The 21,868-nt window shown below is 60.0% G+C and carries 19 protein-coding genes; 9 read left to right on the top strand and 10 right to left on the bottom strand.

Annotated features, from left to right (window positions below; all coding sequences use genetic code 11):
• Window positions 1-82: 82 nt before the first annotated feature.
• The 4 genes from gap (at window position 83) to secG (ending at window position 3,749) form a co-directional block, all read left to right on the top strand.
• Window positions 83-1,090: a type I glyceraldehyde-3-phosphate dehydrogenase gene (gene gap / locus I6J26_RS12600; RefSeq protein WP_115022004.1), complete on the top strand. Its 1,008-nt coding sequence runs from the start codon at window positions 83-85 to the stop codon at window positions 1,088-1,090.
• A 191-nt stretch (window positions 1,091-1,281) separates the two neighbouring features.
• Window positions 1,282-2,499: a phosphoglycerate kinase gene (locus I6J26_RS12605; RefSeq protein WP_115022006.1), complete on the top strand. Its 1,218-nt coding sequence runs from the start codon at window positions 1,282-1,284 to the stop codon at window positions 2,497-2,499.
• A gap of 38 nt (window positions 2,500-2,537) precedes the next feature.
• A complete protein-coding gene (gene tpiA / locus I6J26_RS12610) occupies window positions 2,538-3,317 on the top strand; it encodes a triose-phosphate isomerase (protein WP_115022008.1) in 780 nt (259 codons plus the stop codon).
• A 198-nt stretch (window positions 3,318-3,515) separates the two neighbouring features.
• Window positions 3,516-3,749 (top strand): preprotein translocase subunit SecG, encoded by a 234-nt coding sequence (gene secG / locus I6J26_RS12615; RefSeq protein ID WP_039675251.1) that lies wholly within the window; start codon window positions 3,516-3,518, stop codon window positions 3,747-3,749.
• A 155-nt stretch (window positions 3,750-3,904) separates the two neighbouring features.
• On the opposite strand, the gene pgl is transcribed toward secG, so the two are convergent.
• From pgl to tkt, 5 genes are all read right to left on the bottom strand, one after another.
• Complete coding sequence (gene pgl, locus I6J26_RS12620) at window positions 3,905-4,666, bottom strand: 6-phosphogluconolactonase (protein WP_115022010.1); 762 nt, start codon at window positions 4,664-4,666, stop codon at window positions 3,905-3,907.
• A 44-nt stretch (window positions 4,667-4,710) separates the two neighbouring features.
• Complete coding sequence (locus I6J26_RS12625; protein ID WP_115022011.1) at window positions 4,711-5,649, bottom strand: glucose-6-phosphate dehydrogenase assembly protein OpcA; 939 nt, start codon at window positions 5,647-5,649, stop codon at window positions 4,711-4,713.
• 20 nt (window positions 5,650-5,669) lie between these two features.
• A complete protein-coding gene (gene zwf / locus I6J26_RS12630; RefSeq protein ID WP_395858314.1) occupies window positions 5,670-7,121 on the bottom strand; it encodes a glucose-6-phosphate dehydrogenase in 1,452 nt (483 codons plus the stop codon).
• 253 nt (window positions 7,122-7,374) lie between these two features.
• Window positions 7,375-8,460: a transaldolase gene (gene tal / locus I6J26_RS12635; protein ID WP_115022013.1), complete on the bottom strand. Its 1,086-nt coding sequence runs from the start codon at window positions 8,458-8,460 to the stop codon at window positions 7,375-7,377.
• Window positions 8,461-8,572: 112 nt separating this feature from the next.
• Window positions 8,573-10,648 carry a transketolase gene (gene tkt / locus I6J26_RS12640; RefSeq protein WP_181815446.1) on the bottom strand — a complete coding sequence of 692 codons (2,076 nt, stop codon included), beginning with the start codon at window positions 10,646-10,648 and terminating at the stop codon, window positions 8,573-8,575.
• A gap of 275 nt (window positions 10,649-10,923) precedes the next feature.
• Between tkt and I6J26_RS12645 the strand changes: the two genes are divergently transcribed.
• Window positions 10,924-11,868 carry a heme o synthase gene (locus I6J26_RS12645; RefSeq protein WP_115022015.1) on the top strand — a complete coding sequence of 315 codons (945 nt, stop codon included), beginning with the start codon at window positions 10,924-10,926 and terminating at the stop codon, window positions 11,866-11,868.
• 42 nt (window positions 11,869-11,910) lie between these two features.
• Here the strand turns inward: I6J26_RS12645 and I6J26_RS12650 are convergent, their stop codons facing one another.
• The 5 genes from I6J26_RS12650 to mptB all read right to left on the bottom strand — a co-directional run bounded on the left by I6J26_RS12650 (window position 11,911) and on the right by mptB (window position 17,550).
• Window positions 11,911-12,879, bottom strand: a complete 969-nt coding sequence (locus I6J26_RS12650; RefSeq protein ID WP_115022018.1) for a quinone oxidoreductase family protein — start codon at window positions 12,877-12,879, stop codon at window positions 11,911-11,913.
• A gap of 112 nt (window positions 12,880-12,991) precedes the next feature.
• Window positions 12,992-13,966 (bottom strand): COX15/CtaA family protein, encoded by a 975-nt coding sequence (locus I6J26_RS12655; protein WP_115022020.1) that lies wholly within the window; start codon window positions 13,964-13,966, stop codon window positions 12,992-12,994.
• 80 nt (window positions 13,967-14,046) lie between these two features.
• Window positions 14,047-14,808 (bottom strand): ABC transporter permease, encoded by a 762-nt coding sequence (locus I6J26_RS12660; protein WP_115022022.1) that lies wholly within the window; start codon window positions 14,806-14,808, stop codon window positions 14,047-14,049.
• A 57-nt stretch (window positions 14,809-14,865) separates the two neighbouring features.
• Window positions 14,866-15,780 carry an ABC transporter ATP-binding protein gene (locus I6J26_RS12665; RefSeq protein ID WP_115022024.1) on the bottom strand — a complete coding sequence of 305 codons (915 nt, stop codon included), beginning with the start codon at window positions 15,778-15,780 and terminating at the stop codon, window positions 14,866-14,868.
• Window positions 15,781-15,786: 6 nt separating this feature from the next.
• Entirely contained in the window at window positions 15,787-17,550 is a 1,764-nt protein-coding gene (gene mptB, locus I6J26_RS12670) for a polyprenol phosphomannose-dependent alpha 1,6 mannosyltransferase MptB (protein WP_115022026.1), read from the bottom strand.
• Window positions 17,551-17,696: 146 nt separating this feature from the next.
• On the opposite strand from mptB, the gene I6J26_RS12675 reads away from it, so the two are divergent.
• Genes I6J26_RS12675 through sufC form a run of 4 tightly spaced genes read left to right on the top strand, consistent with a single transcriptional unit; the run spans window position 17,697 to window position 21,839 of the window.
• A complete protein-coding gene (locus I6J26_RS12675) occupies window positions 17,697-18,395 on the top strand; it encodes a helix-turn-helix transcriptional regulator (RefSeq protein WP_115022028.1) in 699 nt (232 codons plus the stop codon).
• A gap of 60 nt (window positions 18,396-18,455) precedes the next feature.
• Entirely contained in the window at window positions 18,456-19,862 is a 1,407-nt protein-coding gene (gene sufB / locus I6J26_RS12680; protein WP_181815448.1) for a Fe-S cluster assembly protein SufB, read from the top strand.
• A complete protein-coding gene (gene sufD, locus I6J26_RS12685; protein ID WP_115022032.1) occupies window positions 19,863-21,053 on the top strand; it encodes a Fe-S cluster assembly protein SufD in 1,191 nt (396 codons plus the stop codon).
• A gap of 27 nt (window positions 21,054-21,080) precedes the next feature.
• Window positions 21,081-21,839 (top strand): Fe-S cluster assembly ATPase SufC, encoded by a 759-nt coding sequence (sufC, locus tag I6J26_RS12690; RefSeq protein ID WP_115022034.1) that lies wholly within the window; start codon window positions 21,081-21,083, stop codon window positions 21,837-21,839.
• Window positions 21,840-21,868 lie beyond the last annotated feature (29 nt).

The following is a 21,868-nucleotide window of genomic DNA, read 5'->3' on the forward strand; positions in this document are numbered from 1 at the left end:
AACCGTCGACGTCACGAGAGAGTGGCCGCCTATCGGAAGTCCCCACGCAGAACTTCACTCGATTATTTGAGGAGACATTACAGTGACCATTCGCGTAGGCATCAACGGCTTTGGCCGCATCGGCCGTAACTTCTTCCGTGCAGTTGCACAGGGCAACAATGACCTTCAGGTCGTCGCCGTCAACGACTTGACCGATAACGCTACTCTGGCAAACCTGCTCAAGTATGACTCCGTTCTCGGTCGCTTCGATGGCGAGATTGAGCACGACGATGAGTCCATCACCGTTAACGGTCACCGTGTTGCAGTGTCCGCTGAGCGTGACCCGAAGAACCTGAACTGGGCTGAGCACAACGTTGACATCGTCATCGAGTCCACCGGTTTCTTCACCGATGGTGAAGCAGCAAAGGCACACCTTGAGTCTGGTGCCAAGAAGGTCATCATCTCTGCACCAGGCAAGAACGTGGATGCTACCTTCGTCTACGGTGTCAACTCTGATGAGTACGACGCTGACAACCACAACGTCATCTCGGCCGCATCCTGCACCACCAACTGCCTCGCTCCGATGGCTAAGGTCCTGCACGAGAAGTTCGGCATCGAAAAGGGCCTGATGACCACCATCCACGCTTACACCGGCGATCAGCGCATCCAGGATGCCCCTCACCGTGACCTGCGCCGTGCTCGCGCTGCAGCCGTGAACATGGTTCCGACCTCCACCGGTGCAGCCAAGGCAGTCTCCCTCGTTCTCCCGGAGCTGGAAGGCAAGCTCGACGGCTACGCTATGCGCGTACCGACCATCACCGGTTCCGCTACCGACCTGACCTTCCAGGCTTCGCGCGACGTTACCGTCGAGGAAATCAATGCTGCCATCAAGGAGGCTGCTACCGGCGAGTTCGGTGAGACCCTGGGCTACACCGAGGACCCGATTGTCTCCACCGATATCATCACTGACCCGCACGGCTGCATCTTCGATGCTGGCATGACCAAGGTGTCCAACGGCAACTTCGTCAAGGTACTTGGCTGGTACGACAACGAGTGGGGCTACACCTCCCAGCTGGTTCGTGTCACCTCCCTGGTGGCTTCCAAGCTCTAAGGCTTCGGCGCCTTTAGATGACCACAGTGATAGCGCTGTGACTACTCCGGCCCATGCGCCACGCCCTTTCTATCGTGGCGTGCGCTGGGCCGGTCGTCGTCTGTGGGGGTGACGAGGATGCACCCTCCCACACTTCTTAACTGAATACCTCTAACCTTTAGCTTGAACATTGACCATTAAAGGAGAACACCATGGCTTTCAAGACTTTGGATGACCTGCTCGCGGAAGGCGTCGAGGGCCGTCACGTCCTCGTCCGCTCGGATTTCAACGTCCCATTGGATGATGAAGGAAACATCACTGACTCCGGCCGCATCACCGCGTCTCTGCCCACCATCAAGGCTCTCGTAGAGGGCGGCGCCAAGGTAATCCTGTCCGCTCACCTTGGCCGACCGAAGGGTGAGGCCAACCCGAAGTACTCCTTGGCGCCAGTTGCTGAGGCGTTGTCCGAAGCCCTCGACCAGTACGTGGCGCTCGCTGGCGATGTCAGCGGGGAAGACGCTCACGAGCGTGCCAACGGCCTCAACGATGGCGATGTACTCCTGCTGGAGAACGTTCGCTTCGATGCTCGTGAAACCTCCAAGGATGAGGCAGAACGCGGCGCCTTCGCCGATGAACTCGTTGCTCTAGCTGCCGACAACGGTGCTTTCGTTTCCGACGGTTTCGGCGTTGTTCACCGCGCTCAGGCTTCCGTGTACGACGTGGCCAAGCGCCTTCCTGCCTACGCCGGAAAGCTCGTTCAGAAGGAAGTAGAGACCCTTGCTGCTGTAGCTAAGGAGCCGGAGCACCCCTACGTCGTCGTTCTCGGCGGCGCCAAGGTTTCCGACAAGCTCGGCGTCATTGAGGCGCTAGCTGGCAAGGCCGACAAGGTCATCATCGGCGGCGGCATGTGTTACACCCTTCTGGCAGCACAGGGTTACAACGTACAGAACTCCCTGCTGCAGGAAGACCAGATTGACAATTGCAAGGATCTGCTCGAGCGCTTCGGCGACAAGATTGTCTTGCCAGTCGACCTTGTTGCTGCCACCGAGTTCAATGCAGAGGCCGAGAACAAGGTCGTCGCCCTGGATGGCATTCCGGAGGGCTGGATGTCCCTCGACATTGGACCGGAGTCCGTGAAGAAGTTCGACGAGGTCATCGCCACCTCCAAGACTGTCTTCTGGAATGGCCCCATGGGCGTCTTCGAGATGGAGGCTTTCTCTAAGGGCACCGCTGGCGTGGCACAGTCCATCATCGATGCCACCGCTAATAGTGGCTCCTTCACCGTCGTCGGTGGCGGCGACTCCGCTGCCTCCGTCCGGCTGTTGGAGCTGGACGAGGATGGTTTCTCCCACATTTCCACCGGTGGCGGCGCATCCCTCGAGTTCCTTGAAGGTAAGGAACTGCCAGGCGTCAAGGTCCTCGAGTCCTAATCCACTACGTTTAAGCGCAACCTGTAGAAAGGCACATCATGGCACGCACCCCACTTATTGCCGGCAACTGGAAGATGAACCTCGACCACAAGGAAGCCATCGGCTCCCTGCAGAAGTTTGCCTTCGCACTGCCTAAGGACTACTACGAGAAGGTCGACGTAGCCTTTATGGTTCCGTTCACCGATATCCGTACCGTGCAGACCCTTGTCGATGGGGACGACCTCAAGTTCACCTATGGTTCCCAGGACATCTCCAAGCACGAGTCCGGCGCCTACACCGGTGAAGTCTCTGGCAAGATGCTCTCTGCTCTGGGCTGCTCGTGGGCCGTCGTTGGCCACTCTGAGCGTCGCCAATACCACGGCGAGACCGACAAGCTCGTAGCTGAGAAAGCTGCCGCAGCCCTGGCCAATGGCATCAGCCCTATTGTCTGCGTAGGCGAGCCACTTGACGTTCGCGAAAAGGGCACTCACGTTGATTACGTGGTAACGCAGACCCGAAACTCGCTGGAAGGCCTGTCCGCCGAAGACCTAGCCAAGACTGTAATCGCCTACGAGCCAGTATGGGCCATCGGTACCGGCAAGGTGGCCTCTGCTGATGACGCCCAGGAGGTGTGCGCGGCTATCCGTGACCTCGTCCGCGAGCTTGGTGGCGATGAGGTCGCTGAGAGCATCCGCATTCTCTACGGCGGCTCCGTCAAGGTTGACTCCGTTGCTGAGATCGTGGGCAAGCCGGACGTTGATGGCGGTCTGGTTGGCGGCGCATCGCTCAAGGGCGAGGAGTTTGCCAAGCTGGCAGCCAACGCAGCCTCGGATGCCTAAGCATTGACGCACTCACGCAGCAGCGCTAAACAGCTGCACTAGCGTTAAGCGGGTCGGAATGGTTTCCGGCCCGCTTTATGGTGTAGCATCGAGGAATATCCTGCGCTGGCTGGATGCTTCAGGCACCTCGAGTAGTGCCGTCTTGATGCCGCGCAACCATTAGCAAACGTCTTAACCGTGTAAACAAGGAACTATTTCATGATCTTGGCACTGGAAATCATCCTGGTGATTGCCGCAATCCTTATGTCCATCTTCGTGCTGTTGCACAAGGGCAAGGGCGGCGGCCTGTCGAGCCTTTTCGGCGGCGGTGTGCAGTCCAACCTTTCTGGTTCCACCGTGGTGGAGAAGAACCTTGATCGCTACACCGTGGTCATGGTCATTATCTGGCTCGCCTGCATCGTGGCGCTGAACCTGCTTCAGGCATACAGCTAGAACGGTCACCATCCCGCGCGCTATGTGCATGCGGGCGGCACAGCCACACAACGCCGCGACCCCCTCTAAGAGAAGGTGGGGTCGCGGCGTTTGTCTATATCGTGAGAGCCCCCAGGCGGGGCTACTTTCTTGCACAAGCCTCAGTAGGCCAGGCCCTAGAGCTCCGTGGCAGCGCTGTCAGCGAGGAAGAGAATCGTTTCCTCGGTACCGTGGGCACCGGCAGCGGGCCAGTCCTCAGCAGAGGCACCGGCGACGAGATGCGCAGCGGCCTCTGCCTTTTCTTCGCCCGCGACGAGGAACCAAACGCGCTGCGAACGGTTGATGGCAGGATACGTTAGCGTGACACGCTCAGCTGGTGGCTTGGGCGAGTCATGGACTGCGAAGGCAAAGTCCTTGTCTTCATACACGGCCTCTGCGTGCGGGAATATCGAATTAATGTGGCCTTCTCCGCCCATGCCGAGCAGGTGGAGATCAAAACCTTCCGGGGCAAATTCGCGAATCTCGCCTTCATAGGCCTGCGCTGCGTGCTCCATCGATATAGCGCCGAGATCGTAGCCATGGATGTGATGTTCAGGAATACCCACGTGGCTGAGGAGTGCTTCCCGGGCTTGGCCCTCGTTGGAATCCGGGTCCGTGGCGGGCACATTGCGCTCATCACCAAAGAAAACGTGAACGCGCGTCCAATCCACCGCAAGAGCAGGGAAATCGGGTCCCTGCGTCTTGGCAGCTTGGTCCAAGCGCGCTAGCTCGCGAAGGAGACCAATCCCCGCGCCGCCACCGGTGAGCACTACGCGAGCGACGCCGTCCTTATGCAAGCCACCGCCTGGGGCCTGGACTGCCGCGATCGCATCAACAAACGCGAGGGCGGCGGAGGATATGAGCTCGTCTACATCGCTGACGCGGTGAAGAGTAACCATGGTGCAGAGCGATCCTTCGTGAAAACTATCGAGGTTCAGTTTCTTTATTGCTTCTCACTGTAGTCTACGTTCGCCAAAGCGCGGAGAGCATGGGCGTATGTCCTGTCTGCGTCCAGATGGCGAAGCTCCTCGGACAACACCTCAGCTTCCGAGCGAACCGCTAGGCTCACGAGTGATTCCGGTGAACCCGGTACGGTGACCCTGACGGTTTCGGCGTCGACGACCGTAATGCTGACATCCGCGGTTGGTCGGCGGAACACCAGGGAAGTAATCGGGAATGTCGTGCCGTCATACTCAGCGACCGTGCGGTGGACGGGGACGGAGAGGGCGTCGAGAAGCCAGCCGGCGGCAAAGTCCACGGCCGCGTGGTTGTGCGCACCGGCAATCTCCACCGAGGTTACGTGCTCGTGCGGATGCCGGTCCAGCGCGGAGGCAACAATGCCGCGCCACAAAGTGATGGCGCCCCAAGACATATCGGAGTCTCCCGGCTTATACCCCGACGACAACAAGTGAAGGTCGTATTGATCGACGCCATCGCCGTGGGCCACGTTGGTGATGCGGCGCTGCGCCAACGTACCAATCGGAACCGAAGCCGGGGACTGAGGACAGGCCGTAGGCCACCACGCCACGATAGGCGTATCGGGCAACAGCAGGGGAGTCACGACTGCCTCTGCTTGGTCGGCCAATGCGCCGTGGAGATGCATAACTACGATTTCGGATGCGCCGGCCTCACCACCAACGCGTAACTCGGCATCGAGGCGCGTCTTGTCAGCAGGGTTGCCGCGCGCAATGACAATCACGCGGGAGGGGTGCTCATGAGAGGCATCGCGGACAGAATCCAGCAGGTTGTCGAGGTCGTCGCCCTCCTGGGTCATGACGATGAGGGTGAGGACGCGACCTGTGGTGAGCGTGTAGTGCTCTTGCATCTCGACGAGTTTCTGGGAAATCTTGCGCGTCGTCGTATCAGGCAAAGGGATAATCATGGTGCTTTACTCCTCAGGACCTACGGACGGCGCCAGGAGTGACCCTGACGGCGCACCATTCTATTAGCGGACTCGGGCCCCCACGTTCCCGCACGATACTGTTCGGGCTGGCCGATGCCAGACCAGTACTCGATGATGGGGTCCAGGATGGACCACGACAACTCCACCTCACGGTTGGTGGGGAAGAGCGAGGACTCGTCCAATAGGGCATCGAGGATGAGGCGTTCATAAGCCTCAGGGGACTCCTCCGTAAAGGCGGAGGCGTAAGCAAAGTCCATGTTGACATCACGGACTTCCATAGTGGATCCCGGAACCTTGGAACCGAAGCGCATCGTCACACCTTCATCCGGCTGCACACGGATAACCACGGCGTTCTGGTCGAGTGCCTCGGCCTGACCTTGGTCAAAAGGTTGGTGCGGAGCAGTTTTGAACACGAGGGCAATCTCGGTTACGCGGCGGCCCAAACGCTTGCCCGTGCGCAGGTAGAAGGGGACTCCAGCCCACCGGCGTGAATTCACCTTGAGGGTGCAGGCGGCGTAGGTCTCGGTCGTGGATTCAGGGTCGAAGCCCTCTTCTTCACGCAAGCCCTTGACATAGACCGACCCTTGCCAACCGGCCGAGTATTGGCCGCGAGCAGTGGTCTTGTTGAGCGGATGCACCGCTTGTGTGGCCTCCAGAACCTTGATTTTTTCGGCCTGTAGAGCTGCTGGGGCGAAGGAGGAAGGCTCCTCCATGGCCACAAGTGCGAGCAACTGCAGCAGGTGATTCTGAATGACGTCGCGCGCAGCGCCAATACCGTCGTAGTAGCCGGCACGTCCACCAAGCCCGATGTCCTCTGCCATCGTGATCTGGACGTGGTCGATGTAGTGGGCATTCCACATCGGTTCAAAAATCTGGTTGGCAAAGCGCAGTGCCAAGATGTTCTGCACGGTTTCTTTGCCTAGGTAGTGGTCGATACGGAAGACCGAGGATTCTGGAAAAACGGCGTTCACGATTTCGTTGAGCTCACGGGCCGAAGCTTGATCGTGACCGAAAGGTTTTTCAATGATGACGCGGCGCCACGAGCTTTCCGTGCTATAGGCCATGCCGACGCGCTCGAGCTGGTGGCAAATATCGGAGAAGAACTCTGGTGGGACGGACAAATAGTACGCCCAGTTACCACCCGTGCCACGGGAGGTGTTGAGTTCGGAGAGACGTGCCGATAGCTTGTCAAAGCCGGCATCATCGAAGTTGCCTTGGACGAACTCGATACCCTTGGCCAGGTGCTCCCAGACGTGCTCGTTGAAGGTCGTGCGGGCGCCTGCTTCGGCAGCCTCGCGAACGTAGGCGCAGAAGGCTTCCTTGTCCCAGTCGCGGCGGCCGTAGCCCACGAGAGTAAAGCCGGCCGGCAACAGACCGCGGTTGGCCAAATCGTAGATGGCCGGCAGGAGCTTCTTGCGTGCCAAGTCACCGGTCACGCCGAAAATCACCATGCCAGAGGGTCCAGCAATGCGCGGAAGACGCTTGTCCTTCGCGTTGCGCAACGGGTTGACCCACGCGCTGGTAGTGCTCACTAAGTGTCCTTTCGGTCTGTGTGAGGTAAGTCCAACAGCCCAGCATAGCGATACGCGCCCCACCAACGATAGTTGCCTGCGTGCTGGTGGGGCGCGTGGTGCGGCTGAACCCTAAAGAGATGCTCAGCCGAGGAGCATTACCGGCTGCGGAGGGAGTCTGCGAAGGTGCGGGTTAAGCCAAACGATCAGCCATCGAGGCGAGGAGCTCTTCCCAGGCAGTAACGAACTTGTCCACGCCTTCCTGCTCCAGTACGGAGAAGACATCGGCGAAGTCAATGCCAACTGCTTCAAGTTGCGAAAAGACCTCTTCTGCTTGTGCACCGGCGCCACTGAGCGTATCGCCGTGAAGGTTGCCTTGCTCAAGGACAGCGTCGATAGTCTTTTCCGGCATGGTGTTTACCGTGTTCGGGCCTGCCAGCTCAGAAACATACAGCGTGGCGGGGTACTCCGAGTTCTTCACACCAGTCGAGGCCCAGAGCGGGCGCTGTACCTGCGCGCCTTGCGGCAGCCCCGAATCAGAGCCAAACTCCTTGGTGAACAACGCGTAGGCACGTTGGGCATTGGCCACACCAGCCTTACCACGGAGCGCCAGAGCCTCGTCACTACCCAGCAATTCGAGGCGCTTGTCCACCTCGGTATCAAGGCGCGAGACGAAGAAGGACGCCACGGAGTGAATAGCGGAGACGTCCTTACCGGCCTTCGCCGCGCGCGCAATGCCCTCCTTGTAGGCAGCAATGACCTCTGCGTAGCGCTCCACCGAGAAAATCAGTGTGACGTTGACGGAGATGCCTTCAGCCAAGGCATCAACGATGGCGGGGAGAGAACCCTCCGTGGCGGGAATCTTGATCATGAGGTTGGGGCGATCCACCTGTGCCCACAGTTCACGGGCCTGGGCCAACGTGGCCTCAGCATCAGCGGAGATGCGCGGATCCACCTCGATGGACACCCGGCCATCGCGGCCTCCGGTCTCTTCGAAGATCTCCGAAAATACATCGCAAGCATTGCGAACATCGTCGATAGCGAGGGAGTAGACAGCTTCATCAGCAGAGGCTCCCTTGTCCTTCAGAGCTGCGATGTCTGTGTCGTAGGAGGCTCCGGAGGACATAGCAGAGGCGAAGATAGCCGGGTTCGTGGTGACACCCACGATGGACTTAGAGGTGAGAAGCTCGCGGAGATTACCTGACGCGAGGCGCTCGCGGGATAGATCATCGAGCCATGTCGAAGTACCGAGTTCAGCAAGATCATCGATGTAGGTCATGGTGTGTGCGGAATCCTTTCGTAGCCGGCGGCGAAACGCCGTGGTGGAGGGCTGAAGAAATTGCGTTGGCTAGTTGTCTGCAGTCAGTTGGCTCTGGCTAGCTGAGCGTGGATTAGTTGGCTTGGGCAGCGCCGAGGGAATCGCGGGCGGCATCAACAACGGCCTCGACGGTGAAACCAAACTTGTCGAAGAGCTCGCTGGCCGGGGCAGAGGCGCCGAAGTGTTCCAGCGACACCGTGCGGCCGAAGGAACTGGTGTACTTGTGCCATGGCATCGACACACCGGCCTCGACAGACACACGGGCAAGGACGGAGGAAGGAAGGACCGATTCGCGGTAATCGGTATCCTGCTCGTCGAACCACTCCAGGCACGGAGCAGAGACAACGCGGGTAGCCGTTCCTTCGGCCTCGAGCTCCTTGGCGGCTTCAACGGCCAGCTGTACCTCAGAGCCAGTGGCCAGCAAGATGACATCCGGAGTTTCCTTCGAGGCCTCGACGAGGATGTAGGCGCCGCGGCGAACGCCTTCGGCCGCCTTTTCCTTGGTGCCCTCGAGAACCGGGAGATTCTGACGAGAGAGGGCTAGGCCCTTCGGTGCAGCCTTGTATTCCATCGCCGCGGCCCATGCCTGGGCAGTTTCGTTGGCATCTGCCGGACGGATGACGGAGAGGTTCGGGATAGCGCGCAGTGCAGCGAGGGTCTCTACCGGCTGGTGGGTAGGGCCGTCCTCACCCAAGCCGATGGAGTCGTGGGTCCATACGTAGTAGGTGTCAGTGGACATGAGCGCACCGAGACGCACGGCTGGGTACTGGTACTCGGAGAAAATAAGGAAGGTACCGCCGTAGACGCGGGTATTGCCGTGCAGCGCGATACCGTTCATGATCGCGGACATAGCGTGCTCGCGGATACCGAAATGCAGGTTGCGGCCGTATGGCTGCGCAGACCACGCGTTTGTGGTGATGGATTCCGGACCGAAGGAATCAGCGCCCTTGATCACAGTGTTGTTGGAGCCTGCAAGGTCGGCGGAGCCGCCCCACATCTCCGGCAGGGATGCTGCCAGCGCCTGGATAGCGGCCTCAGATGCCTTACGAGTTGCCAGCGATTCTCCGGCCTCCCAGGAGGGGAGGTCGGCGGCGAAGCCCTCCGGAAGCTCCCGGGCTTGGAGACGGTCGAAGAGCTTCTTCTCCTCCGGGTTGGCCGCGGCCCACTCGTCGAATTTCTTCTGCCACTCAGCGCGCTTCTGGGCACCGCGCTCGGCGAGCTTGCGGGTGTGCGCCAGAACGTCCTCATCGATGTGGAAATGCTGCTCGGGATCGAAGCCGAGGACTTCCTTGGTGGCAGCGACCTCGTCTTCACCCAAGGCAGCACCGTGGACACCGCCGGTGTTCATCTTGTTGGGCGCTGGGTAGCCGATGACTGTCTTGACGCGAATAAAGGATGGGCGGGAGGTTTCGGCGCGGGCGGCTTCAGCGGCAGCTTCGAGGGCCTCAACGTCTTCGCCGGATTCCACGGTCTGCACGTGCCAGCCATAGGCCTCGTAGCGCTTGACCACGTCCTCGTTGAAGGCAATATTCGTATCGTCCTCAATAGAGATGCGGTTGTCATCCCAAAAGACGATGAGGTTGCCCAGCTGCTGGGTGCCTGCGAGGGACGATGCTTCAGCGGTGACGCCTTCCTGCAGGTCACCGTCGGAGGCGATGACGTAGATGAAGTGGTCGAAAGGAGACTCGCCGGCGGGAGCGGAGCCATCGAAAAGCCCGCGCTCCTTGCGCGCTGCCATGGCCATACCTACTGAGGAAGCAAGACCTTGGCCCAACGGGCCGGTGGTTATCTCCACACCGTCAGTGTGGTGGACTTCCGGGTGTCCCGGGGTCTTGGAACCCCACGTGCGCAGCGCCTGGAGATCTTCCATCTCGAGGCCGAAGCCGCCCAGGAAGAGCTGGATGTACTGCGTCAGGGAAGAGTGGCCCACGGACAGTACGAAGCGGTCGCGGCCTGCCCAGTGCACATCGGCTGGGTCGTGATTGAGGACGCGCTGGTACAACGTGTAGGCCAGCGGAGCCAGCGACATCGCAGTACCCGGGTGGCCCGAGCCGCAGTTTTGGACAGCGTCTGCAGCCAAAACACGCACGGTGTCCACAGCGCGGGTATCAAGATCAGTCCAGTCTGAAGGATAGCGACGCTGGACCATAGCCTGCAGTTCTGGGGACAACTTCTCGTGCGACACGGCGAAAACCTCACTTCGCTTCTGGAAACAGATATACCGCTCATCAGTCTAGGCGGTTTTGGTCTCGCTGCGCCGAATTATAGAAACCGGGTTCTGAGCGGTAGGGTGGCATGGTTGAGGCTAGCGTCTGTGTGTTCAAGCTCAGTGGATGCGTGGGAACTTTTCAGAGCGCGTAGCCGACCACTACAAAGACCCATAACTCAGACGCTGGTGTAGCCGGATTTACGGAGGACTGTTCCTTGGAGACCATCAAGGCCTATTTTGCGCTAACGAAGCCGAGGATCATTGAGCTCCTCCTCGTTGCGGCAATCCCGGCGATGCTCCAGGCTCAGCGCGGTTTTGAGGCTGTGTCCTCGAACTTCTGGCTCATTATTTCCACCATCTTCGGCGGCTGGATGGGTGCGGCCGCGGCCCACACATTTAACAATGTCGTGGACTATGAAATCGATCAGAAGATGCAACGCACTCGCGCACGCCCACTCGTGCGAGCCACCATCTCGCGTCGCAATGCCGCGATCTTTGCGTGGATCATGCTGGCTCTGTCTGTCTTCTGGCTGGGCGTTTTGGCTCATTCTTGGCTCGCAGCCTTCTTCGTGCTGCTTACCAATTTCTTCTACGTGTTTGTCTACACCAAGTTCCTTAAGATGAGGAACTCGCAAAACATTGTGTGGGGTGGTCTTGCTGGCTGTATGCCGGCCATGGTGGGCTGGGCCGTCATCCGCGATAATGCGCCGGCGGGGGAGCCGGACCGCTGGTGGCAGGCTATTGTTCTTTTCCTCATCATCTTCTTCTGGACGCCGCCGCACACGTGGGCGCTCGCCATGAAGTACAAGGAGGATTACCGCAAGGCAGGCGTACCCATGCTGCCGGTTGTGGCCCCAGAGTCTGAAGTCACCCGCCAGATCGTCTGGTACACGGTAGGCACGGTGATAGTCACCCTGCTCATCATTCCGGCGGCGTCGTGGATTTACCTCGTTGCCGCGGTGGCCTCGGGAGCGGTCTTTCTGTGGATGGCCATACGCCTTCACCAAGGAGTCAAACAGGGCGCCAAGGTCAAGCCCATGCGCCTGTTCATCTACTCCAACAACTACCTGTCGGTACTGTTTATCGGTTTGTCTATCGACGCCGTAGTGGGCTGGGAGCCCATTGGCCGAATGCTCGGCTGGTCCGCGACTCTCTTCTAGCCGGGGTCAAGCCGAGCGGGTCTAGCCGAGCGGCGCTAACGCCTAATCCTCGCGTACGCGGAGGACAATCGAGCCAGTTGTCTTGCGTTCCTGCAAGTCGCGGTGCGCTTGCTCAGCCTCCGCGAGTGGGTACTCGGCAGAGATGCGGAAGTGGAGGTCCCCGTCAATTACTGCCTGGACAACCGCCTGTGCGCGCATCTGGAACTCGCCCTCTTGTGCCGTCCACGCGCCCAGGGAGGGGCGGGTTAGGAAGATGGAGCCGTGCTTGTTAAGCAATTGCGGATCCATTGGGGGAACCGGGCCGCTGGCAGCGCCGAAGAGGGCCACGGTACCGCGGGGGCGGACAACCTCTAGGGACTCGTTAAACGTATCTTTACCCACGCCGTCGTAGACCACGTCGACGCCCCGCCCACCGTTAAAGCGGCGCACTTGCTCAGCTAGTCCCTCGCTGTAGAGAAAGACCTCGTCAGCCCCAGCCTCGTAGGCGAGTTTCTTCTTTTCCTCAGTGGAGACCACGGAGTACACGGTCGCACCAAGCGACTTGGCCATCTGGGTGAGGATGAGGCCCACGCCGCCGGCACCGGCTGTGATAAGGCAAGAAGCGCCTTCACCGAGCTGGTAGACGCCATGGCTGAGGTAGTGGGCAGTCATGCCCTGCAGCAGCATGGAGCCGGCCACGGCTGAGGGGATCTCGTCCGGTACGGCGACGACACGATCACGGGGCACGCATACCTGCTCCGCATAGGAGCCAAAGGCATGATCCCAGGCCACCATGGTGCCCTCAGCAATCTCACCCTTGGGGTCGTGGACGACTCGTCCTGTGCCTTCGAGGCCCAGGATGAAAGGGGTAGAAGCGTTGTAAATTCCCTCGCGATAGTACGTATCGATATAGTTGACGCCGGCCACCGAGACATCGACAAGCAATTGCTCCTCCGTCGGCGCGGGATTGTCCACCTCGGCATAGGTGAGGACCTCAGGTCCTCCGGTCGTGGTTACCTGAATTGCATGCATATACCTAGGCTAAACGACATCACGGTGAGAGCGCAGCAAAAAGGCGCCGCCTCCGTCATTAGGGGAGACAGCGCCTGTGCGTCTAGCGGTTCAGCGCACTTAGTGTGCAGGGCTACTCGGCGGACGTGGCTCTCTCTGTGCCGAGAATTCGGCGTTGGCCATGGGCCCACAGCAGTGCAGTACATGCGGTGACGACAGAGGACATGCCGACGTGGAAGGGCACGGTCCAGCGTGGGATGTGCAGGTAGAACTGGATTACACCAATGGCCCACTGCACAATGATGCAGAGGATGAGCACCCAGCCGGCCTTTTTAGCGGCCTTCGGCGCATTGGAACGGTGCAAGAGGAACACTACGACCAAGGTCAGAGCCAAGTACACGTACATGCAGATGGCGTGAATGACCGCCATACCGTAGGTATCGACGCCGAGGCGTCCCCCCATGCCGACGCCAGCATCACCTGAGTGCGTGCCAGAACCTGTCACAAAGGTGCCGGTGAGCAGGACAAGAGACAAGGCTGCGGTGGCAACAACCGCGAGGATACGAATAGCAGCAGGGAAGAGGCGGGTAGGTGTACCCTCGTCAGGTTCTGCGATGCGCGAGTACAGCAAGGCGGCGATCCACACCAGGGCCATGGACGGGAGGAAGTGGATTGCTACAGACCACCACGAGAGTTTGAGAATGACCGACAGCGCACCGATGAGCGCCTGCACAACGATGCCGAAGAGTCCCAGCCAGGCATAGACCTTGAGCTCTTTTCGGCGCTGAGCCGTGTGCATCGCCACGATGGTGGCCACAGCGGCAGCGGCCACAACAAAGGTGAGGAGCCGGTTGCCAAACTCGATAACCTGGTGGACTAGAGGAGCCGCGCCTTTCATCGGAACCAACGAACCGGGGTGGCAGTTGGGCCAGGTCACGCAACCCAGGCCGGAGCCGGTGACGCGAACGATGGAACCGGTGACCGTGATGCCACCTTGGCAAAGCAGGAGGATCAGGGCGAGGATGCGCTGCATCTTTACCGAGGGGCCGATCTGGCCACCGGATACCTGAGCGGATGATGGGGGCGAGGATATATTGGCGGTACTCACAGCTTATAACCCTACCGCTCGGGCGTGCCCGGAACTAATACCATGAGCCCAGCCGCGCTACCTGGGGAGAAAAGTCACACTTAGCCGTCGAAGCGGAACCATCGCACCGCGGCAACCGACGCCAGCACTGCCCAGCCCGCAAGGACCAGAAGCTCGAATCCAGGTAAGGACCCGTTCAACGCGGTATCGAGGCCAGCTGCCATAGCAACGGTGGGTACAAGGGTAAGCAGACCGTTATCACCTAAGCCCTGGGAGAACATGACCCATCCCACGGTGCCGAGGAGGATGAACCAGATGAGGTTAGACACTGCCAGGACCACCTCAGAACTTAGGGTGCCACCGAGGAGCAGGCCTAGGGCGGTAAATGCCGCGACACCCAGTACGAGAGCGACAATGCCCACGGCAATTCCTCCCACGTCTACGCGCAGGCCCAAGAACGCTGCTGTTGTGCCGAGGACGAGAACCTGGAGGACGACCATGGAGAGCACAGCGATGATTTTGCCCACGATAATGGCCCACGCAGGAACGCCAGAGGCACCTGTGCGTTTAAGGGCCCCGTAGCGGCGATCAAAGGCGAGGGAGATTGCCTGGCCGGTAAACCCGGACGAGGTTGCGGCAACAGCGAGCACCATAGGAAAAATCTCAGCGATTCCGTGACCGGTAGTTCCCTCTAGCCGGTGGGCGCCGATGAGGATGGCGAGGGGAATGATGATGCTGAGAAGTTGTTGCTCACCATGACGCAGCATGAGCTTGGACTCGATAGCGCCTTGGGCGCGAGCCATCGACGCCACTCCGACGCGCTGCGGCTGAGGAGTAAAAGTTCCGGGTGTGAAAGTGCTCATTGTGTAATCTCCGTGAAGCGTTCCGAGAAGGTGACGCGCCAAAGGGGGGTTGAGTGGCTAGCTGCGCATCTCCCGACCGGTGAGGTCAAGGAACACGTCTTCCAAATTGCGGTGCGATGTTTCAAGGCGGCGCACGAGGACATCTTGCCGGGCCAGCTCCGCGGTGAGAGCAGCAATAGTCTCAGGTTGAGCAGGCGCACTCAGCCGGTAGTGCAGTGGGCGGACTGTTTCGGCGCTCATACCTGCGGAGCGGAGCTTCTCGACGTCTACCGGGCTAGCGGTTTCAAAGCTCACCTGGGAGGTCTCCGTTGAGGCCATGAGGTCCGTGGTGGTTCCACTGGCCACGAGCTTGCCGTGGTCAATGATGACCACATGGTCGGATAAGGACTCGGCTTCATCCATGAGGTGCGTGGTCAACACGACTGTCACGCCATCAGAGCGCAAGGCGCGGATGAGGTCCCACACGGCAAGCCGCGATTGGGCGTCCATGCCGGCGGTGGGCTCGTCGAGGAACACCAGCTCTGGGCGCCCAATAATGGCAAGTGCTAGGGACAGCCGCTGTTGTTGACCGCCGGAGAGACGCCGGTAGGTGTTGGTGGCGACACCATCTAGGCCGAGAGCATCCAGCAGCCAGTCCGGGTCCAGGGGATTCTGGTTATAGGAAGCACTGAGTTTGAGCATCTCGTGCACCTTGATTCCTGAATAGGAACCGCCGCCTTGCAGCATGATGCCGATGCGGGAGCGCACGGCATCCGGGTGCCGGGAAGGGTCGAGACCAAGGACCTCGATTCTGCCTGATGTGGGCTTTGTAAACCCCTCACACATGTCGATGGTGGTGGTTTTACCGGCTCCATTGGGGCCCAGCAAGCAGAGAATCTCGCCGCGATTGACGCGGAAGCTCAACCCGTCCACCGCATTCACGTCACCATAGGACTTGACGACGTTATCCAGGGCCAGCGCTGTTGTATTCACGAAGGCCTAGTGTAGGACACGGACCCCAGCCCTGCGTAACGCAACCCACCCGACCGCAGCGAGAGCCACAAAAGTGAGAAGTGCGGAGAGATAGATAACGAAGACGGTGCCCGGAGGGAGACCCAAACCTCGAGGCAGCACGATGAAACTCATCACGCCGGAATAGAGAATGACCGCCATCCTGAAGAATCGCCGGTTTGCCCATGCAGCTAGCGGCAGAATTGCCCACAGGATGTACCAGGGCTGGACGACGGGGAAGAAAACGACGAGGACGAACGTGGATACACCCAGACCGCCCACCGGGTGGATTGCGCCGCGGTAGACAGCGAAAAGCATGCGGACCATAAAACCGGTGGCGATGATCACGCCGACGGTGCGGGTGACGGTGAGAATGGCCTCAGTATGATCGCCAAGCCCCAGCACCATGCCGAGGAAGCCAGCGCCTACGCCTACCGACGTCGTCGTAGACAACCAGGAGCGAATCGTTGCTGCACCACCCTGGCCAAAGACCCAACCGATGTCGATGCCGGTAATCACGGTGACGAGCGCAATCGAGACGGCCAGAATGACGAGCTGCACGACGACGGCGGTGAGTACAGCGCGTAGGGGAGAGGCGCCGTGCTTATCGACGAGCCTCTTGGCCCAGGCCATACCGACAAAGCCTAATCCAATGAACCCAGTGACTTTCACCATTCCAGCGCAGGAAATAAGCACACCGGAGGCGAGAAACAGAAGCCATGCGTGCCAGCGCGCGGAGTGTTCCTCGGTGACCGCCCGCAAACCCAGCTCGAGGCCAACGAGCGCGAGCCCCAACATGAAAGCCTCATTGTGGATTCCACCAACGAGATGAAGAAGGGTCAGCGGATTCAGGATGCCCAGCCACAACGCGGCTTCGGGGGAAACGCGGCAGCGCACCGCCAAGCGGGCAGTGGCCCACCCAGCGGCAATGATGCCTGCCAAGGAGAAAACGCGGTGGAGGATGACACCCCAAATAATGGAATCACTGGTCAACCAACTCACGACGGCGGCCAAACCTAAAGCGACGGGTCCATAGGGCGAGGGAGAGTTCGCCCAAATGAAAGGCACGGAGCGGGCAAGGTCGTTATCGGCACCGAGCAATTCGACAGGGCCAGCCGAGTAAGGGTCGAGACCCCGCATCACAATCGAGCCATTGGCCAGGTAGGAGTAAATGTCCTGGGTAAAAAGGGGAGCGGTGACGATAAGCGGCAGCACCCAGCCCAGCCACGTGCGCCACATCTGGCTTTGAGTGACCACATGCGGGGAGTGGCTAAATCGCTTCTCTTGTCCACACTTTTCAGAAGAGGACTGCTGCCGAGGGAGCGGAAGGCGCAAGGGCGCGCCTACGAGGGGAGCCATGCAGACCCACGCCAGCACCATGAAGGCCACACCAATAAAGACGAGGGCCGACGCCGACTGCAACATACGGGACATGAGCGAACCGAAGGGCAGGGACTCATAAGGGTTGCCAACTACCGGCAGTGCACCGGCACCAAGACCCCCAAGTCCGATGAGCAAGGAGCCGATGGTGCCCAGCCACCTTAAGGTGAACAGAGTCCGGAGGTGGGCTATGGTGCGCCGGTGGACGTCGCCAAGCGCTGGCCCGTGACCCGCACGCGGTGTGTCCGGAGCATCCTCGTGGAGGAGGGCCGAGCGGGAACCGGCGAGACCCATGCGCGGTAATTCATCGCGCACGCCCCATACGACGCGCCTGAACCTCCCCGATCGGGTGTAGTGACGCTCCTCATTCATGAGTGTCTACCTTAGTCGCTCGGCCCGCAGGCGACACGCACCTCCCGTTAAGGGCGCAGAGGTGGAAATCGGGAATAAATTAAGGAACACTAGTGTTGTCTAATCTGAGATACGTTCCCTAGGGCACACTTAAGGAGGTGCACGCCATGACGAAGGAGACTCGCTCCACCGAGGGCGATACCCGCCGCCATGTCATGCTGTTGCTTCTTAAGGACGGCCCCGTGACGGCGTCGTACCTAGGTGAACGCCTCGGTCTCTCGGCCGCTGGCATCCGCCGGCACTTAGACATTCTGGTAGAAGAAGGATTCACTGAGGTGGTGCATCGCCGCCCGCCAGCCCGCCCCGGGCACACGGTTGGCCGTGGTCGCCCCGCCAAGCACTTTCGCCTCACAGACCAAGGCCGCGCGCAATTCGGCCATGCCTATGACGAACTAGCAGCTGAAGCTCTCGCAGCACTGCGTGAAGCTGGAGGTCCAGAGGCCGTGCGGCGCTTCGCCAAGGCTCGTTTCGAGCGCCTCGTAGAAGACGTCGCACCTCTGGTCAACGAAGATGAATCGGTTCCAGAGGTAGCACGCCAGCTTGCTGAGGCTCTTGATGCGCACGGTTACGCTGCCACGGTCACGTCCGTGGGTAACGGCGTGCAGATTTGCCAGCACCACTGCCCGGTGGCCCATGTGGCCGCCGAGCACCCGGAGCTGTGTGAGGCTGAACAGGAAGTTTTCTCTGCCCTTTTAGGAAAACATGTGCAACCCCTGGCCTCCATTGCGGACGGCCACGGAATTTGCACCACAAACATCCCCTTAACGCCCGTACCGCCCTCTGGGGCGGAGCGGCAGGAACGCTAATCGACGAGAAAGGAGCGGGCTTTGACACAGGCACAACCAGCACCAGGGCTTGAAACCAAGATGAGCGATGACGAGATCATCTCCTCCATCGGCGGCTACGAGTATGGCTGGCACGATTCCGACGAAGCCGGCCAAGCAGCACACCGCGGATTGAGCGAGGATGTCGTTCGCGACATTTCGAAGAAGAAGAATGAGCCCGAGTGGATGCTCGAGTCGCGCCTCAAGGCTCTGCGTGTTTTCAACAAAAAGCCGGTTCCGGCGTGGGGTCCGGATCTGTCTGCGATCGACTTCGACAACATTAAGTACTTTGTTCGTTCTACCGAGAAGCAGGCCCAGACCTGGGATGACCTTCCGGAGGACATTAAGGAGACCTACGACAAGCTGGGTATTCCGGACGCTGAGAAGAAGCGCCTTGTCTCCGGCGTTGCTGCTCAGTACGAGTCCGAGGTGGTTTACCACAAGATTCGTGAGGACCTTGAGGAACAAGGCGTTATCTTCGTCGATACCGATACGGCAGTGCAAGAATACCCGGAGATTCTGCAGGAGTATTTCGGCACTGTGATCCCCGCTGGCGATAACAAGTTCTCCGCGCTCAACAACGCCTGCTGGTCCGGTGGCTCCTTCGTGTACGTCCCGAAGGGCGTGCACGTGGACATCCCGCTCCAGGCATACTTCCGCATTAACACCGAGAACATGGGCCAGTTTGAGCGCACCCTCATCGTTGTCGAAGAAGGCGCCTACGTTCACTACATCGAGGGCTGCACCGCTCCGATTTATAACTCGGACTCCCTGCACACGGGTGTTATTGAGATCGTCGTGAAGAAGGGCGGCCGCTGCCGCTACACCACGATTCAGAACTGGTCCACCAACGTCTACAACCTGGTGACCCAGCGCGCCAAGGTCGAAGAAGGCGGAACCATGGAGTGGGTCGATGGCAACATTGGCTCCAAGGTCACCATGAAGTACCCGTCCTGCTGGCTCACCGGTGAGCATGCCAAGGGTGAGGTTCTTTCCCTGGCTTTTGCCGGTGAAAACCAGGTTCAGGACACCGGTTCCAAGATGGTTCACATGGCGCCCAACACGTCTTCCAACATCGTGTCCAAGTCCGTTGCCCGAAATGGTGGCCGTGCCGCCTACCGCGGTTTGGTGCAGGTCAACAACAACGCCTCCAACTCCACCGCGAACGTCGAGTGTGACGCTTTGCTCGTGGATAATGACTCGCGTTCGGATACCTACCCGTACAACGACATCCGCAACGATCACGTCACCTTGGGCCACGAGGCAACCGTTTCTCAGGTCTCTGAGGAGCAGCTCTTTTACCTCATGTCCCGCGGCATCGCCGAGGAAGAGGCAATGGCCATGATCGTGCGCGGCTTCGTCGAGCCGATTGCCAAGGAGCTCCCCATGGAATACGCCCTGGAGCTCAACCGTCTTATCGAGCTGCAGATGGAAGGATCGGTGGGCTAAGTGGTAGCTTCCAACGAATTTAATCCTGCTGACGTCACCAAGGGTGACCAGTTCACTTCGTTCAATGTGGCGGATTTCCCGGTTCCGCACGGCCGCGATGAGGTGTGGCGCTTCATTGCCCTGCGCAACCTGCGTGGTCTGCACAACGGCGAGTTCGCCCCGGCGACCGCACAGAAGATTGACGTCACCGCCCCAGAGGGCGTGACCTCTGAAACCGTGGCAGCTGACGACTCCCGCCTTGGCTCTGCAGGTGCTCCGGCCGACCGGGTTGCGGCACAAGCGTGGACCTCCATGCCAGAGGCGCAGGTGGTTACCATTGCCGCGGAAGCGCAGCTGGACAAGCCGGTCGACATCACCATTACCGGCGCAGGTGAGGGAGTCACTTCCTTTGGTGCGACCTCCATCCACGTGGGTCACCACGCCGAGGCCACTATCGTGCTGCGCTACGTCGGCTCCGGCACCCACGCGGACAACGTGGAGTTCGTGCTTGAGGATGGCGCACAGGTCACCGTCGTCGTCGACGCCGACTGGGAGGACGACGCCGTCCACCTGTCCCACCAGATTGCCAAGGTTGGCCGCGATGCCGTACTGCGCCACAACACCGCTATATTTGGCGGCGAGATTGTGCGTCTCGTCCCACGCGTGGTCTTTGACGGACCCGGCGGCGATGCCGAGCTGCTGGGCGTCTACTTCGCTGATGCCGGCCAGTACTTTGAGAACCGCTTGCTCGTCGACCACGACGTCCCGAACTGCCGCTCCCGCGTGTTCTATAAGGGCGCTCTGCAGGGCGCGACCGCTGCGGAGAAGGAGGAGGCAGGTTCTGCTTCACGGACCCCAGAGGCTCGTACCTGCTGGGTTGGTGACGTGCTGATCCGCAAGGACGCCAACAATACCGATACCTATGAGACGAACAACAACCTGATTCTCACCGAAGGTGCGCGCGCCGATGCCATCCCGAACCTGGAGATCCAGACCGGTGAGATCGTTGGTGCCGGCCACGCCGCCACCGTGGGCCGCTTCGACGACCTCGAGCTGTTCTACCTCATGTCTCGCGGCATCCCAGCCGCCGAGGCTCGTCGCCTCATCATCCGCGGCTTCTTCTCTGAAGTCATCTCCCGCATCCCAGTCGAGTCCTTGCGCGAGGATCTGGAATCCCGCGTCGTCGACGAGCTCGCCAAGATCAACGCTTAAAACTCCCCGAAAGCAGGTACCAACTCCATGTCTACTCTGGAAATCAAGAACCTCCACGCACAGGTGCTCCCTAACGAAGAGGACGGCGAGGCCAAGGAGATTCTCAAGGGCGTCAACCTCACCATCAACTCCGGTGAGACCCACGCCGTGATGGGCCCGAACGGCTCCGGTAAGTCCACCCTGTCCTATGTCATTGCCGGTCACCCGAAGTACGAGGTCACCGAGGGCGAAGTGCTTCTCGACGGCGAGAATCTCCTCGAGATGGAAGTTGACGAGCGCGCCCGTGCTGGTCTCTTCCTCGCCATGCAGTACCCGACCGAGGTGCCGGGCGTGAAGATGTCGCAGTTCATGCGCTCGGCCGTTACCGCCATCCGCGGCGAGGCTCCGAAGCTGCGCGAGTGGAATAAGGAACTGACCGAAGCCCGCGAGAAGCTGGCTATCGACAAGTCCTTCGCTCACCGCTCCGTCAACGAGGGCTTCTCTGGTGGTGAGAAGAAGCGCCACGAGGTTATGCAGCTGGATATCCTCAAGCCGAAGTTCGCAGTCATGGATGAAACCGACTCCGGCCTGGACGTCGACGCCCTGCGCGTCGTGTCTGAGGGCATCAATCGCTACCAGGATGAGACCAACGGCGGCATTCTCCTCATTACGCACTACAAGCGCATCCTCAACTACGTCACCCCGGATTTCGTCCACGTCTTCGCTGATGGACAGATCATCAAGACCGGTGGCGCAGAGCTGGCTGACCAGCTTGAGGCTGACGGCTACGAGCAGTTCCTCAACTAAGCCACATACAGACCAGGAGTCGTGCGAGA

It is taken from the genome of Corynebacterium minutissimum (assembly GCF_016889765.1).
In the GTDB taxonomy this organism is placed as follows: domain Bacteria; phylum Actinomycetota; class Actinomycetes; order Mycobacteriales; family Mycobacteriaceae; genus Corynebacterium; species Corynebacterium minutissimum_B.